Here is a 15,351-nt window from a genome sequence, read left to right as displayed (position 1 = left end):
CCCCACGACCGAAGTCCTGTTCTGCGGTGTAGTTGGGGAGGAGGAACCCTACCTGGAAAGTGGCCCACCTCTGACGCTGCGTTTCTCGACTCAGGGCACTTCTCGTCGGCTGATGCCGGTGAGATTCGTCGACGGCGGGCTGTTCCCAAGGGGCGACGTTCTGCTTTGAGGATCCTTGCCGGCCGGAGCAACGGGCGTCAGCTCGTGGTGACCCGCTTGTCGAGCAGCTGCTCCAACAGGTTGTTGTCACCGAGGAAGCTGCGTTGAGGGTCCAGGCCCGACCAGTTCAGGGCGTATCCCGCGTCGGCGCTGAGCTGGGCTAGGAACCGCCCGCTGGACACGGCCGTTGCCCTCGCGGAACGGGTGGAGGGCATTCAGGTCGCCGTACAACGTGGCCAGTTGGATGACGAATTCCTGCCGGGGAGATTCCGCAGATGACCGGAGGAGACGGGACGGCCGAAGAACGTTCACCCTGTCGGGTGCTCCGACTTCTGTCGGTAGCGGGCGATCGCGCGGGTGACAAGGGCGTCCGCGTCGAGGTCGCCCGTCACGTATGCCTCAGTGTCGCGTTCGGAGGCCTTGGAGGCCCGGAGCCCCTCGGCCTCGATGGAGCCTGTGGCCGAGGCGACAGCGGCACGTCGTGCCGCTCGGCCGCTCAGCGCCTCGAAGGCCTCGACGGACAGGAGGACAGCCTGGGGCCTGCGGTGGGCGCCGATCAGGACCGGGTCGGCATGCGCGCCGGCCTCCGACAGGGCGGTCAGGATCCGGGACAGCCTCGCGCGCGCGTCGCTGACGGTCACGACTTCAGGGATCTCCACGCTGTCACCGCATCCATATAGAGCCTTGATTCTGTACCGATTCTTGTACGGATTCCAGTGAACGTCCTGCCCGGGGGCCCTGGAGGCCTACTTGCGTAGCCATCAAGGTAGCCACGGAAGCGCCCTCCCTGTACATCTGTGCAGGTCATAGCGCTGCGGTGACACTCCCCGGCGTACAGCTCGGCTCGTCTGCCCTCAGGCACCCACCCCCACCCCCGCCAGCCCCGGCCCCCGTCCCGCCCCCCGGCCATGCGGAACTCGTGTGTCGCCGCACCCCGCGTACACGGATGGTTCACCGGCGGTGCGGGTGGTAAAGCTCCGATACACGCAACCCGCGTACCGGGCGCTCGCGCTTCGTACGCCGGTCCGTGCGGGAGATACGAGGAGGCGTCCGAGGGCGGCCTCCGACGGGGGAAGGGACGTGGCAGTGGCCAACGGGGAGACGGCAGGCGCGTCGTCCTTAGGGCGGATACGTGTGCTGTCGGCGCAGGGGGGTGTTCACGGGGCCGGCGTTCTGGTGACGCCCGACACCGTGCTGACCTGCGCGCATGTGGTGGCTTCGGCCGTGGGAGCGACGGGGGAGCAGAGGCTGGTGATGCCGGAGGGCTCCGTTCACGTCGATGTGCCGGGCCGTTCGGACCCGCCCGTCGGCGAGGCGAGGGTCGTCCCGGGTGGCTGGTTTCCCGGTCCTCTCGCCGGTGGTTCGGGCGGGGACCTCGCCGTCCTGCGCGTGGTCCGGTCGCTCCCCGACGACGTGGTTCCGGCACGGCTCGGCCGGTGCGGCGAGCCGGACCGGCGCGAGGTGAGCGTGTACGGCCACCCCGCGGGGGCGCCCGGCGGTCTGTTGTCCGCCGCCCGCTTGACGGGGCCCGGTGGCCCGCACCGGGACTGGGTTCAACTGGACGGACTCGGCAGCGTCGGAGCTCCGGTCGGCCATGGATTCAGCGGTGCCGGAGTGTGGGATCCGGCCGCTCGACGGGTCGTCGGCCTGGTCACCGCCGCGTGGACCGATCGGCAGGCCAAGGTGGCCTGGATGCTTCCGCTGGAGGCTGCGGCACGGATGTGGCCGGGACTTGCCCCCTTGTTGGAACGGGCCGAAGAAGCGCCGGTGCCCCGGCGGACGACGCCACCTGTATCGGCTCACCCCGGAGCGGCCGGACGGCACGCTCGGGTCGTAACCGAACCGGCTGATCCGGCTGGGACGGCCGAACCGGCCGAACCGGCCGAACCGGCCGAACCGGCTGAACCGGCCGAACCGGCCGAACCGGCTGGGACGGCCGACGTGGCTGAAACGGCCGGCGTGGCTGAGACGGCCGGCCCGAACGCACCGGCCGGACCCTCGTTGCCCGGGCGACCGTCGGCTCCGGCCGCAACGCCGTTGTCGGGGCAACCTTCGGCCCCGGCCGAACCCCCCTCCGACCGCGACCAGTTCGCCCTCGCCGACGCGCTGCTGAATGTGGCCCTGGTTGAAGACGACGGCGGAGCCGCGCTCCGGCGCCTGCTGCCGGTACCCGTCCGGCGGGCGATCCGTAGCCATCCCCGCCCCCGGCTCCAGCTCTTCTACGTCGTCCAGGCCTGCGCCGACCACCGTGACGGCCGGCAGGTACTGCTCGACGCCCTGCGGCTGCTCGACGACGAGTCGGAGCCCGCGCGGGCCGCCGTCCGCCTCGTCGAGAAGCTGTGGCCCGTCCACGCGGGGGGTGAGCGGTGACGCGTTCCCCGAGGGCCCAGAACTCCGCTCAGGCGTGGGGGCCGCCGAAGGTCCTGCTCGACGCGCTGGACGCCGTCCCGTGTCTGGAGGAGCCGGCGCTGCTGCACGAGTGCGCACGCCAGGTGAGCCGCGCCCTGGGGGTCGCGTTCGCGCTGCCCGAGAGCAGCCGTCGGCGGGTGTCCCTGATGTTCCTGCTGCGGGAGGTGACGCCGTACCCGGACGGTCTCCAAGTACTGGGCGGCGTGGTCTCGATGCTGGAGGGCGAGACCCGGCACATGGCGCGGGTACGGACCGCCATCGCGCTGGCCGAGGCACCCCTGTTCTCGGCGCACAGCTGGGAGCGGCTGATGGCCCTGATCGGCGGGCTGGAGGTACTCGACGTGGCCGGGGCCTTCCACGAGGCGCTGGGCGACCGGCCCGATCCGCTGCCCGCCCACTGCGCGGAGCCCTGGTCGGCGGTCCTGCACGCCGCGAACCTCAACGCCCGGCCCGGGGAGCCGCCGCCCTGCGTCCTGCTGGTGGAGCACCTCGCCCGCTACGCGAAGGGACAGCAACAGCAGGAACTCCTGGACTGGGTGACGGAGCACCGGGTCCACCCGGAAACGTATGCGGGGGCGCCGGCGGCGGACAGCACGGCGCCCGCGGCGGTGCCCGTGGCCGCCGGTGCGGAGGGCGCCCCCACCGCGATCCGATCCGCCCAGGACGTGTGCGCCCCGACGGCTCCCGCGCTCCCGGCCCCGTTGCCGCAGGCCGAGCAGTACCCGGATCCGGCCGCGGCCCCGGTCTGGGTGCCCACCGCCTGTCTGCTGATCAGGCTGCGCCCGCTGCCGGATCCCGATCACGACGGCGAACGGCTGCTGTCGTACTGGTGGCGGATCGGCGGCCCGGACCCGTATCCGAGACGGGGCGGGGACATACGCGTCGACGTGGCCGAGCTGCCCGAGCGGGTCAAGGCGCTGGTGCAGGAGGCCGAGACGGGCTGGGCGTACTTCTGGAAGGAGGACCTCACCCTGGAGTTCCTGCTCCCCAGGGACCTGCTCGACCTGCCGGTGGAGAACTGGACGAAAGAGGGTTTCCAGGGTGCCGAGGGCGCCCTCGGGGAGGACCACCCCGTCGTCCTGCGCAGCCTCGAAAGGATGGAACGTACGGACACGCATGGACGCTGGGCCAAGCGCTGGGACGCCCTGGTGAGCGACAGCGGGGGCCCGGTCCACTGGTTTCCGGGCGACGGCGGCCGCGGCCGGCTGCTGGCCGCTCCGCAGCCCGTGATGGTCGTCCTCAGCGATCCGCCCGACAGCCGCCTCACCGGGGCTTCCGCCGACGAACTGGCCGAGTCGTTGCGCGCGGGCGTGCCGATCGTGGTGTGGGACCGCCGCGGGGGTGTGGATCTCGCCTTTCGCGAAGAATTGCGGGAGCTGACCTCACGCAAGGGAATCCTTCGGTTACCAGACGCAGTCAGGTCGTTGCGCATAGAGGCCGGGGGCGAGGATCCTGGCGGGGGTGGCTCCTCTACGCTCGGTCGCCACGCAGCTTTGCTCTGGGACGACCCGTACCGCCTTCCCGGCGGGCGGGCAGACGCCGCGGACTCATCCGCGCAGGGGGGAGGGTAGGACGAGATGCTTCCAGAGGACGGCGCATCAGGAGGAACGCGTCCGGCCGACCACGCACGTACGGGGGACTCGACGACGGCCCCGGGAGTGAACGGCGCCTCGGCGGACGACGGTACGGGCCAGAACTCCTCCGACCACCGTTGGTGGATCTATCGCGGAACCGGACAGCCCCTGTACGACACCAGCCTCGCCGAGCTCCTTCCGCCCCCGCCGCCCTGGCGCCGTTTCACCGGTGGGCCCGTGGTCGCACCGGCCCCGCCCGACGACGAGGAGATCGAGCGTCGGCTGGGACAGGTCACCGCGTTGTCCGCCGGTTCCGAGCAGCTCCGGCGCGAGGCCGACATGGTGAATTCGGCCCTGCTGCTGCGCAGGCCCTTGCTCGTGACAGGGAGGCCCGGTACCGGAAAGTCGTCTCTCGCGTACCGGATCAGCCGCGAACTGAAACTGGGAAGGGTCCTGCGCTGGCACATCACCAGCCGCACCACCCTGCGGTCCGGTCTGTACGAGTACGACGCGATCGGCCGGGTCCAGGACTCGGCGGCGTTACGGACCCTGCACGGTGCGGACGCCACCCCCGGTGACGGACCGGCGGGGGAGGAGGACCTGCCCGGGATCGGTGACTACCTCCAACTCGGCCCGCTGGGAACGGCGTTGCTGCCCCACGAACTGCCCCGGGTGCTGCTGGTCGACGAGTTGGACAAGAGTGACCAGGATCTGGCCAACGACCTGCTGAGTGTCTTCGAGGAAGGCCAGTTCCCGGTCCCCGAGCTGGTACGGGCCCGGCGGCTGCGCCCTCGGGTTTCGGTCATGACCGACGATCCGAGCCGCACCGTGGAGATCGTCGACGGAATCGTCAAGTGCCGTGCCTTTCCGATCGTGGTGATCACCTCCAACGGCGAACGGGAGTTCCCTCCGGCCTTTCTCCGCCGCTGCCTGCGGCTGCGGATGCCCGATCCGGACCGTCCACAACTGGTCGACATGGTCATGGCCCACCTGCGTGCGGCGGCCGGAGTGGCGGGGTCGGCGGGTTCCGCCCGTACCGACGGGCTGATCGACAGGTTCCTGCACAACAGCCGGGAACGGGGCGGCCTCGCCGTGGACCAGCTGCTCAACGCCGTGTTCCTGGCGACGTCGGGACGCTTCCCGGGCGACGACGAGGAGGCGCTCGAGGACCTCGTGGACGCGCTGTGGCACCGGCTCGACGGAGCGGGGGCGGAATCGAGGGCCGGATGACCGCCTCCGCGGAACAACCGCCCCCGAACGCGAGGCCGGAGGCGGAACAGAGGGCTGCCCCGGATCTGGCGCTGCCGACGTGGACGGAGCTGGCGGACGCCCTGTACCTGGCGGCCTGCCAGGACGCGGCCGTACCGCTGTTCGACGCGCCCGGCCGGGCGGCCCGGGAGCGCGGTGAACGGCTCTGGCCGTCCACCCGGGCCGCGGACGGCCGCCCTGGCGATCCGTCAGGCCCCGGGGACCAGCCGTGGAGCACGTCCGGCGAACCCGGTGGTCCCGGGCGGGCGGACGGCGGCGCCTCCGACGACCCGGGGGTGACCGCCCCGCAGGACGTCGACCGGCCCGACGGGTCCGGCAATCCCGGCGTACGGGCCGGCGGTGACTCCGACTCCGCCCAAGCACGGACGGCCGAAGAGCACCGGGCCGGGGAGCAGCCTGGCGACGGCCCGGACGAGTCCCCAACCTCCGGGGACCGGCACGGGTCTCGCGCTGCGGGCACCCCGGCCGACGACCTGCCGCTGTTCGACGCCCTCGCGGCCACCCTCTCGGCCCGAGTACGCCCACTCCGCGCACGCCGCTCCGACGACGGGACGTCCCCCGACCGGGGCCGCTGGCCGGCATCGCCCCGGTTGGCCGACTCCCTGGCGCTCGGCCGGTCGCTGCGCCCGCTGCGGCTGTTCAGCGACTCGCCCCGGGACGTCGAACTGGACGAGGAGGCGACCGCCGAGCGGGCCGCGGTGGCGGGAGTGTGGCTGCCCGTGTGCCGGGCGGTGCCGGAACGGCGGCTCGACCTGGTGCTCCTGGTGGACCACAGTCCGTCGATGGCCCTGTGGTCCAACACCACGCGTCAGATCGCCGAGTTGATGGAGCAGACGGCGGCGTTCCGCACCGTACGCGTGATCCGCTGGAACCTGGACGAGGCCGCGGCCTCGGACGTCTCGGCGGTCGGGATCCGGCCGGGCGACCGGCATCTGCTGCTGGCCGTCACCGACAGCGGCCACCGCGCCTGGCGCACCGGCCGGGCCGTGACCCTGCTCCACCAGCTCGCGCGGTTCTCGCCGGTCGGGGTACTGAGTCTGCTGCCACAGCACCTGTGGGACCTGACCCTGCCGACGGTCACCCGGACCCGGCTGCGGTCGTCCGCACCCGCCGTACCCAACCGCGCGTACGACGCCGACTGGAAGGATCCGCACGCGGACGCCCTGGGGGCCGAGGAGCGGGAGGCCGACGAGCCAGGACGCCACGACGCGATCCCGGTCCCCGTCGTGGAGCTGCGGCCGGCCTCGCTGAGCCGCTGGGCGAAGCTGGTGGCCGCGGGGGACGGCGGTGAATGGCACGCCCTGGCAGCCTTGTGGACGGCGCCGGGCCGGGACCTGCGCGCGGCGGCGGTCGGCCGGGTGCCCGAGGCGCTGACCGACATGGTGGCCGAACCGCAGGACACCGAGGAGGGCACCGGGCCAACCGAATCGTCGGCGGTACGGCGGGCCAGGCGGGCCGCCGCCGTGGTGCGCCGCTTCCGGGCCACGGCCTCTCCGGCCGCGTACGCCCTCGCCCAGCAGCTCGCGGCGGCCCCTCTCAACCTTCCGGTGATGCGGCTGCTCCAACAGGCCCTGCCGGGGGCGCAGCTCTGGAACCTGGCCGAGATCGTGCTGCTGGGCCTGGTGCGCCGCACCGACGAGACAGCCGACGCCGAGGACGCTCACCGGGTGTCGTTCGACTTCGAGGAGGGCGTACGGGAGGAACTCCTCGCCCTGGGCAGCCGTACGGAGACGATCCGCGCGTTGCGCCAGGTCCAGCACCATCTCGGTCCGCGTCTGGAGGCGTTGTGGGGCAAGGGCGGTAGCGCCCTGGTGGACCCCGAGGGGGAGCCGGCCGACCCGCCCATGACAGAACAGACGCGTCCGTTCGTGGCGCATCTCTACACGGCGCTCTGCGCGGTGTCGGGTCCCTACCTCGCCCGAGCCAACCACCTCGGTCGGCTGCTCCAGCGCACCGGCCCCCAGCCGACCCGGAAGGCCACGATCCCCGAGGGTGAGGCAACGTCAGGGTACAAGCAGCCATCAGGGTACTCATCGGCCGAAATTCGGTCAAATTTGAAGAAAACACCCACTGGCGCGTTACATTATGATCCCCGAACAGATCAATCTCCGAAAACAGTGAACTCCCCTCGCCCCGTGGGGAGTTCAAGCCCGGTGCCGCCATCCGCCGCCGTGCCGCCCACTCGGCCCACTCCCGCCCCCGCGCCTGAGTCGGCGCGTCCACGACAAGGAGGCATCCCCGTGTCTGCCGGTCTGTCCGTTGCCCCGGGCCACCGAAGCCCGCACGACCCACCCCGCATCTGGGGGAACGTACCGCAGCGGAACCGGAACTTCACTGGTCGGGAGACGCTGCTCGAACGACTCGAGGAGCGCCTGAGCAGCGGCGTCACGGCGGTGCTGCCGGAAGCGCTGCACGGCATGGGCGGCGTCGGCAAGTCGCAGATCGCCATCGAGTACGTCTACCGGCGCAGCCGGGACTTCAGGCTCGTCTGGTGGATCCCCTCCGAGCAGGAGAACCAGGTCGTCCAGTCGCTGATCGAACTGGGCGAGCAGATGGGACTTCAGGCCGGTTCGGAGATGAGTGCCGTGCCCGCCGTGCTCGACGCCCTGCGCCGGGGCGAGCCGTACAGCGACTGGCTACTGGTGTTCGATAATGCCGAGAATCCGAAGGAAGTCCGCAAGTACTTCCCGAGCGACGGCCCGGGACGCATCGTCGTGACGTCCCGCAACTTCCAGTGGTCCACCGATGCCAGTTCGCTGGAGGTCGACGTGTTCGCCCGTGAGGAGAGCGTCGCCCTGCTCCGCCGTCGCAGCCCCCAGCTCCCGGACGAGTCCGTCGACCACCTCGCCGCCGCGCTCGGCGACCTGCCCCTGGCGGTCGAGCAGGCCGCGGTCTGGCTGGCCGAGACGGGTATGCCGGTGCAGCAGTACCTCGAGGTGTACGAGCGCAACTTCACGGAACTGATGCAGTCCGAGCCGCCCGGCGACTACCCCTTGTCCGTCGCGGCCGCCTGGAACGTCTCCCTCGGCCGCCTGCGCGAAACCCGCCCCGACGCACTCCAGCTGCTCCAGGTCTGCGCGTTCTTCGCTCCGGAGCCGATCGAATGGGACCTGTTCTCGGCCGTACGAGGCATCTCCGTCCCGCACGAGTTGCAGTCCGCGCTGGACGATCCGGTCAAACTCGGTCGGGCGGTGCGGGAGATCGGGCGGTACGCGCTGGCGCGGATCGACCACCGGCAGAGCACGGTGCAGATGCACCGGCTGGTGCAGCGCGTGCTGATCGAGCAGATGAACGGTCAGGAGCAGGCGACCATGCGGCATGCCGCACATCAGCTGTTGTCGCATGCGGATCCGAGGAACCCGCAGCGCGTCACCTACTGGCCCCGCTATTCCTCGCTGCTCACCCATGTGAGGGCCTCCAACGCGATCGAGTGCGAGGAGGCCTGGACCCGTCGGCTGGTGCTGAACGAGGTCTGGTTCCTGCGTGCTCGGGGCGACCACACGGCAGCCCTTACCCTGGGGGAGCGCGCCGCGGAAATCTGGCGAGAGCGCCTGGGCGAGGACCACGAGGAGGTCCTCGGCATCGACCAGCAGATCGCCCAGGCCCTGCGAGAACAGGGCATCGACCTCGACCGGTCGTACGAGATGCAGTCCAGGCTCGTGGAGCGCTTCCGCAGGGTTCTCGGCGAAGCGAACGAGGACACGCTCCAGGCACAGAGCTTCCTGGCCGTCCATCACCGCAACCGCGGAAACTTCCAGCAGGCAAGGGAGATGGACCAACGTGTCTACGAGACCAGTCTGAGGGAGTTCGGTGCCGACGACCCGGCCACCCTTCTCGCCGCGCACAACTACGCGGTGAGCCTGCGCCTGGCCGGCGATGCGGAGAAGGCCCGGGAACTCGACTACGACACCTGGCAGCGCCGGATCGAGGCTCTGGGCGAGGACCACATCTACACGCTCTCCACCCGCGAGGCGCACCTGCTCGACCTCCAGGAAGTCGGCCGGTACGAGGAGGCGCTGGAAGGCATCGAGCTCCTCGCCGAAGAGGTCACCGAGAAGCTCGGCGAGCGACACCCCTTCACCGCCCTGGTGAACCGCAACCGGTGTGTCACACGTCGGAAGATGGGCGATCACGAGGGCGCGTACGCGCTGTCACGCCGGTATATCGAGCTGGTCAGCGAGATCTTCGGCAGCGACAGCCGGTACTACCTGCTGATGGCGGTCAGTCACGCCAACGACCTGCGCCAGATCGGCAAGCTCCAGGAGTCGCGGGCACTGAGCGCACAGGCCCTGGAGCAGCACAGCAACAGGTACGGCCGGGAACACCCGCACACCTATGCCTGCGCCATGAACCTGGCGGTGACCCTCCGGCTGCTCCAACAACCCGAGGCCGCGCTGGAACTCGACCGCGAGACGGTCGAGGGGCTGACGCGTTCGCTCGGTGCGGGACACCCCCGTACCCTGCTGGCCCGCATGAACCTTGCCAGCGATCACTTCGCCCTCGGCCGCCCCGAGGAGGCCTACGCCATCGACGAGGCGGTGGCAGAGGAGTCGGCACGACTGCGGGAGAACCACCCGGCGAACCTGGCCGTCCAGCTCAACCTGAGCCACGACCTGAAGGCGTTGCGCAGGACCGAGGAGAGCGAGCAGTTGTACGCCGAGGCATTGCAGCGGTACCGCAACGTCCTTGGTCCCTCGCACCCCGCGACACTGGACGGTGAGAAGGGTCTGCGGGCCAATGCCGACATCGACCTGATTTCCCTCTAGTAGCCCTCGATCCGCGCGCCGCGCATGGTCCAGGCGGGGCCGGTCACAGCTCCGGCGAGCCACGCGGCGACGCGGAAGGGGTCGGGGGCGCTGCCGGCCGCGGTGGCGACGGTCCGGCGAACGCCGGCCACCACCTCGGGCCGGTCCAGCAGCAGCGTGGCGCCCGGTGTCCGCGCGGTTTCCGCAAGCGACAGCGCGGCACCGATCCACGCCTCGACGTCGTCCGGGTTCCGTGCTGTCCACTCGGCACTGTGGAGTGCGGCTTCGTCGGTGTCCCCCGCGACCACGGCGTACTCCGCGCGCCGTGCCGGATCCCCGCTGTCCTCCGCCTGCCGACGTCCACGAGCGAAGCGGTCCGGAGACGACAAGCGGTACCTGGCCACTGGCCCGAACGTGTCGAGACGGACCAGATCCAGGCGAGGACGCAGTATCGAGGGCGGTACGGACGGAGCCGGTTGCCTCGCCGCCCAGGCCGTGGCGAATCGTTCTGCCACGGCCTGCTCCATCTCCAGGTGCCGTGCCCGCCACACGGCACGCCGCAACAGCCCATAGTGGCGGGCAAGTCGGCCGGGGACAGCCGGTACGTGGTCCACGTGCCACTCGAGAACGAGTTCCGCGATCTCGTCCACGAACGACCGGCCCGCCGCGGTCAGGCCGGTATCGGAGGCGAGCGCGGTGACGGCCTCGCGCAGCTGCTCCCTGAGCACGGCGAACTCGAAGGCGGCACGCTGTGCTTCGGCCCCTGCCACGTGCCCGCGGTGCGTCCGCCAGAACCGGGCCACTCCCGAGAACGCGAAAAGCCCGTGCAGAGCGCCCAGAGCCGGCCGAGGGTCACTGCGCCACGGTGCGTAATAGAGCCGCCGTGTCCGCGGCTCTTCCTTTTCTTCGAGCAGCGGCACCAGGCTGAGCAGTGCGTTCAGCTGCTGGTGCCGGGTCTCGTGGACGAGTACGGCGGCCGTCTGGGGCGCGTCGTAGGGCAAAGACATCGTGATCGCGCCGAAGGCGTCCACCGAGGAGGCACTCGCCACCAGGCCGCCGCGCGCGGTCTGGAAGGGGCGTGGCACGAGCACCCTCACCAGCGCCCTCAGCGCCGCTGCGTCCACCGCGGACTCCCGGTCCAGCAAGGCATACGCGTCGGACAGACGGTCCTCCCACAACCGTAATCGGCGCTCTCCCAGCCGACCGGGGGACTTCGGGGAGCGCGTGAAATCGCGGTAAGGCGTCACCGTGTCCAGCCACGGGCCCACTCCGGCCTCGCTGCCCGGGGTGCGCGGCGCGCAGTCACGCAGCGCCCGCAGGGGATGCCAGTCGGTTGCTGCCGCCGTCGCACGGCCACGGGGCAGTCGTACGCCTGCGAGCTCTCCGCGCACCACGGCGCCGTCGAGGCTCACCCGGACCTCTGCCTCGCTCCACCGGCGCCGCGCCACCGGTCCCGCCGTGCCCACCCCGGGCAGCCACACCAAGCCGCGATAGGCGGGTACCCGCAACACGGCCGGGATCCTCGCCTGCCATGCCGCTGCCGCCGCCAGAGCCTGGAACTGACCGAAGTCGGCCCACAGCGGGACAGAAGGCGGCGCCTCGGCGGATCCGCCGAGGCGCCTCAGCAGGCGCAGAGCCCAGGTCATGACGGCAGGATCGGTGAGCACGGTCTCGACCGCCTCGGGAACCTGCCGCTGCGCTCTGCACAGTAACTGCCAGGCGTCCTCCACCGACGGAGTGCCGTCGGGACACCGTGTACGACGCCCCGGCTCGCTCCCGTGGCCCAGCAAAGCACGCAGTACCAGCAGGAGTTGGCTGCGCTGGCCCGAACACAGCAGGCGCAGGTCGTCGTCGTTCGCGTTGCCGGCCGCGATGGCCCTGAGCGACTCCTGGGACACCCGGTGCACGTCCAGCGACTGTTCTGTCACGACTTCGACTGCCCCGACCGCCGGCCGCGCAGGAATCTCATCTCCTCGCTGTTGGACTCGTTGAGGGTTCCGAAGGCCATGCTGACCCTGTGCTCCACCCGGCTCAACGCGCGTCGCAGCACCGGATCGCCGCTGGAGTGCAGCTCCGCCAAAGAGATCCCGGACAGATCGACAAGATCGGAACAGAAGTCCTTCGCAGACTCTGCCATACCGTGGTTCCCCCTGACGTGGTGGTCTGGCGGCTCGGGGTGCGCTTCCATGGTGGCTGCAATGGCTCGCCAGTGGAAGACGGCCGCAGGTCACACTGCGTGGGGCCGGGAACGGCCGTCGGACCGGGCATCAGGAGGGGGAGAACATGACGAGGTTGCTGCGGTTCCCGTCGCAGGACGGGGAGAGTGTCCTGGTCGTGGAGGTGGCGGAGGACGAACCGGGCGTCGTCGAGGTGTCCCGGCTGGGCGACGCCGTGGCGGATGCCACCGCCTCCTTCGAGGAAGGCGTCGACCGGATCCGGAATGCAACCGTCTCCGCGCTGCGGCGACTGCGCGACATGCCGCAGCGCCCGGACGAGGTCAGCCTGGAGTTCGGCATGCGCTTCAACGCCGAGCTCGGCGCCGTCATCGCCAAGTCCCAGGGCGAGGCGCACATGAAGGTGACGATGACGTGGCGAGGGGCCCCGGACGGTGACGGGGCCGGTGGCTGAGGGCGGGAAGCTGCCCGAACAGAACCGCGCAGCCGGGCAGGCCCGGCGCCGCCCGGCTCCCTCCGCACACCCCCACGTCACCGTTCCGGCCTAGCCCTGGAGGCCAGAGTTCCGGGGTTCATCTACTCAGGAACCAGAAGGAGTGGACCCCGCACGCTCGGAGGCAGGCCGCCGTGGACGACAACCGCAGACTCCCCCTCATCTACGTCCGCGGCTTCGCCGGCGGCACCCGAGGCATCGACAAGGCCGTGGACGACCCGTTCTACGGCTTCAACGAGGGCTCCGTACACATCCGCGTCGGCGCGCACAACCAGCCCCACTTCCACCAGTTCGAGAGTCCGCTGCTGCGCCTCCTGCGCGAGGAGGGTTACGAACTGCTCGTGAAGGGCAACCAGGCGGCCTATCTCGCCGACCACGCGGAGATCCCCGCCAACACCGTCTGGATCCACCGTTTCTACGACCGCTCGGCCACCACGTGGGGCGGCAGCCCCCAGGAGTACCGGCTGGAGCACGCCGCCGCCGACCTGCTCGACCTGATCGACCTGATCCTCGCCAGGACCCGCGCACCCGCCGTCCTCCTCGTCGCCCACTCGATGGGCGGGCTGGTCTGCCGGTCCCTGCTGCAGAAGGTGCTGCCGGACCGGGGGCGTGCCGCCGACGGCTGTGTCGCGAAGCTCTTCACCTACGGCACTCCGCACGGGGGCATCTCCTTCGACCTCGGCGGCGGGCTGCTGGAGCGGCTTCGGGACATGACCGGCGTCCAGGGGGCGGACATCTTCGAGCCCCGGCGGATGTACGAGTGCCTCACCCCGCAGGCCGACGTCGACCCCGACGGCCCTCCCGAAGGCTGGGACGCCCGCCGGATGCCCACCGGGCCGGGCACGCTGCCCGTCGAGCGGGTCTTCTGCCTGGTCGGCACCGACCCGGCCGACTACGACGTCGCCTTCGGGCTGTCCTCCGCCGCGGTCGGGCCGCACAGTGACGGGCTCGTACAGATCGAGCGGGCGTATGTGCCGGGGGCGCATCGGGCCTACGTGCACCGGAGTCACAGTGGGCGCTACGGGATGGTCAACTCCGAGGAGGGGTACCAGAATCTGCGGCGGTTCCTGTTCGGGGACACCCGGATCGAGGCATCGCTCGTCGACTACCGGCTGCGCACCGACGGCGAGCTCGTGTGGCAGGCCGAGACACGGTTGTCGGTGCGGGGGCTGCCCGTCGTGATGCACGAACGGCTCGCGGCGCACTGGTGCCCCATCCAGCTCGACGCGCCCCCGGACGGGCCGCAGGCGTCGGCGACGGTGCCGCTCGCGACCACCTTCCTCAACAGCGGCCTGAGGCAGTCCGAGGGCGAACCCATGAGGTTCATCCTCGATCTACGGCTCATCTCCCTGCGCGAGCGGCGCGGCATTCTCAGCCTCGGCGACCACCTGGAGCAGACCGCCGACTTCTCCGACACCCTCGTGATCGACGTCGGCACACCGGAGGCCGGCCCCGGCATCTGGGCCGGCTGGAACTCCGCCATCGAAGGCGCCATCCGCGACCACCGCGTCGCCGGAGAGCCCCGTGTCGACGAGGATCCCACCCCCGAACGCTGGGTCGCCCACATCCCGCTCCCCACCACCGCCGCAGCTCTCGTCGGCCGCGACGCGCGGATCCGGCTCGTCGCCACGCCCTGGACGTGAGGACGTGAGCAGGCTGGGCGGGCGGGCTTACCCGGCCAAGACCAGCCGCAGGTAAAGTGACCACATGCCGAACCCGCCGTCGACCGACGCGGTACCGGCGATTGCGGCAGCACCGCACGTCCTGCTCGTCCTCGGTGATCCCCGCACCTCCGAGCCGCTCGCCACCATGCTGGAGCTCGCCGGCTACCGGATCGTCACCGTGGACCGGGCCACCGAGGCCACCGCCAGGCTCACCGAGCGCCGGTTCGACCTGGTCATCCTCGATGTGACGCTGCCGGACACCGACGCGCTCCGGCACAGTCGCCGTCTCCTCGCCGTCGACCGCCCGGCCGTTCTGCTGCTCACCGGGAGCGGGGAGTTCCTGGGCAGTCTGCCCGGGGGCGGCCCCGGTGGTGCGGACGGGCAGGGAGGCGGGGCTTCCGGCCGGGTGGCCGAAGTGCTCGCCCGTGCACGGCAGTTGGTGCGCAGCGCGGAGCCCGCCGGATGGGACGGCGCCCTGCGCTACGGCGATCTCGTGCTGGACCACGCCACCCGCCGGGCCCGGCGCGGGGAGCGCACCATCGAGCTCACGCCCGCCGAGTACCGGCTGCTGCGCTGTCTGCTCGTCAACGCCGAGCGTGTGCTCTCCAAGGAGCAGATCGGGCGGCACGTCTGGGACGACCCGCCGACCGACGGCGCGATCGAACGGCTCGTCTCGCGGCTGCGCCACAAGGTGAACGGGGAGCAGCGGGATCAGCGGGAGCAGACCGCGCTGATCCACAACCGGCGCGGCTTCGGCTACTGGCTGGGGCGGGCCGCACGGCCGTAGGGCCGCCCACCCCGGCATTTCATGCCCCCATTGTCCGGTTTCCGCCAGACTGGTCCTGTGGCATGCCTCACGCTGAT

General features: G+C 71.1%; 11 protein-coding genes. 7 read left to right on the top strand and 4 right to left on the bottom strand.

The annotated features are described in order from the left end of the window. Positions 1 to 246 precede the first annotated feature (246 nt). Positions 247 to 471 (bottom strand): Fic family protein, encoded by a 225-nt coding sequence (locus tag ACFU95_RS14350; protein ID WP_383826743.1) that lies wholly within the window; start codon positions 469 to 471, stop codon positions 247 to 249. Beyond that, positions 468 to 818 (bottom strand): type II toxin-antitoxin system Phd/YefM family antitoxin, encoded by a 351-nt coding sequence (locus tag ACFU95_RS14345; protein ID WP_383826739.1) that lies wholly within the window; start codon positions 816 to 818, stop codon positions 468 to 470. The genes ACFU95_RS14350 and ACFU95_RS14345 overlap by 4 nt, the downstream gene beginning before the upstream one ends. 262 nt (positions 819 to 1,080) lie before the next feature. Between ACFU95_RS14345 and ACFU95_RS14340 the strand changes: the two genes are divergently transcribed. From ACFU95_RS14340 to fxsT, 4 genes are all read left to right on the top strand, one after another. After that, a complete protein-coding gene (locus ACFU95_RS14340) occupies positions 1,081 to 2,529 on the top strand; it encodes a trypsin-like peptidase domain-containing protein (RefSeq protein ID WP_383826736.1) in 1,449 nt (482 codons plus the stop codon). Then, complete coding sequence (locus tag ACFU95_RS14335; protein ID WP_383826733.1) at positions 2,526 to 4,139, top strand: hypothetical protein; 1,614 nt, start codon at positions 2,526 to 2,528, stop codon at positions 4,137 to 4,139. The genes ACFU95_RS14340 and ACFU95_RS14335 overlap by 4 nt, the downstream gene beginning before the upstream one ends. An 87-nt stretch (positions 4,140 to 4,226) precedes the next feature. Next, entirely contained in the window at positions 4,227 to 5,372 is a 1,146-nt protein-coding gene (locus tag ACFU95_RS14330) for an AAA family ATPase (protein ID WP_383826730.1), read from the top strand. Further along, a complete protein-coding gene (fxsT, locus tag ACFU95_RS14325; RefSeq protein ID WP_383826727.1) occupies positions 5,369 to 10,177 on the top strand; it encodes an FxSxx-COOH system tetratricopeptide repeat protein in 4,809 nt (1,602 codons plus the stop codon). The genes ACFU95_RS14330 and fxsT overlap by 4 nt, the downstream gene beginning before the upstream one ends. Here fxsT and ACFU95_RS14320 read toward each other — a convergent pair. After that, positions 10,174 to 12,084: an aKG-HExxH-type peptide beta-hydroxylase gene (locus tag ACFU95_RS14320; RefSeq protein ID WP_383826724.1), complete on the bottom strand. Its 1,911-nt coding sequence runs from the start codon at positions 12,082 to 12,084 to the stop codon at positions 10,174 to 10,176. The two genes, fxsT and ACFU95_RS14320, sit on opposite strands and share 4 nt — an antisense overlap. Continuing rightward, entirely contained in the window at positions 12,081 to 12,293 is a 213-nt protein-coding gene (locus ACFU95_RS14315) for a hypothetical protein (RefSeq protein WP_383826721.1), read from the bottom strand. The genes ACFU95_RS14320 and ACFU95_RS14315 overlap by 4 nt, the downstream gene beginning before the upstream one ends. Before the next feature lie 146 nt (positions 12,294 to 12,439). On the opposite strand from ACFU95_RS14315, the gene ACFU95_RS14310 reads away from it, so the two are divergent. The 3 genes from ACFU95_RS14310 to ACFU95_RS14300 all read left to right on the top strand — a co-directional run bounded on the left by ACFU95_RS14310 (position 12,440) and on the right by ACFU95_RS14300 (position 15,274). Further along, complete coding sequence (locus ACFU95_RS14310; RefSeq protein WP_383826718.1) at positions 12,440 to 12,784, top strand: CU044_2847 family protein; 345 nt, start codon at positions 12,440 to 12,442, stop codon at positions 12,782 to 12,784. A gap of 173 nt (positions 12,785 to 12,957) precedes the next feature. Then, positions 12,958 to 14,466 carry an esterase/lipase family protein gene (locus tag ACFU95_RS14305; RefSeq protein WP_383826715.1) on the top strand — a complete coding sequence of 503 codons (1,509 nt, stop codon included), beginning with the start codon at positions 12,958 to 12,960 and terminating at the stop codon, positions 14,464 to 14,466. Positions 14,467 to 14,530: 64 nt separating this feature from the next. Beyond that, positions 14,531 to 15,274 carry a response regulator transcription factor gene (locus tag ACFU95_RS14300; protein ID WP_383826712.1) on the top strand — a complete coding sequence of 248 codons (744 nt, stop codon included), beginning with the start codon at positions 14,531 to 14,533 and terminating at the stop codon, positions 15,272 to 15,274. Positions 15,275 to 15,351: the final 77 nt, after the last annotated feature.

Source organism: Streptomyces sp. NPDC057623 (assembly GCF_042800355.1).
Lineage (GTDB): Bacteria > Actinomycetota > Actinomycetes > Streptomycetales > Streptomycetaceae > Streptomyces.
The sequence above is the reverse complement of the archived record's forward strand: the minus strand, read 5'-3'. Positions and strand labels throughout refer to the sequence as shown.

Excerpts from the sequence above, each read along its gene's own strand:
- fxsT (WP_383826727.1), top strand. The coding sequence starts at position 5,369 with ATGACCGCCTCCGCGGAACAACCGCCCCCGAACGCGAGGCCGGAGGCG.
- ACFU95_RS14315 (WP_383826721.1), bottom strand. The coding sequence starts at position 12,293 with ATGGCAGAGTCTGCGAAGGACTTCTGTTCCGATCTTGTCGATCTGTCC.
- ACFU95_RS14310 (WP_383826718.1), top strand. The coding sequence starts at position 12,440 with ATGACGAGGTTGCTGCGGTTCCCGTCGCAGGACGGGGAGAGTGTCCTG.
- ACFU95_RS14300 (WP_383826712.1), top strand. The coding sequence starts at position 14,531 with ATGCCGAACCCGCCGTCGACCGACGCGGTACCGGCGATTGCGGCAGCA.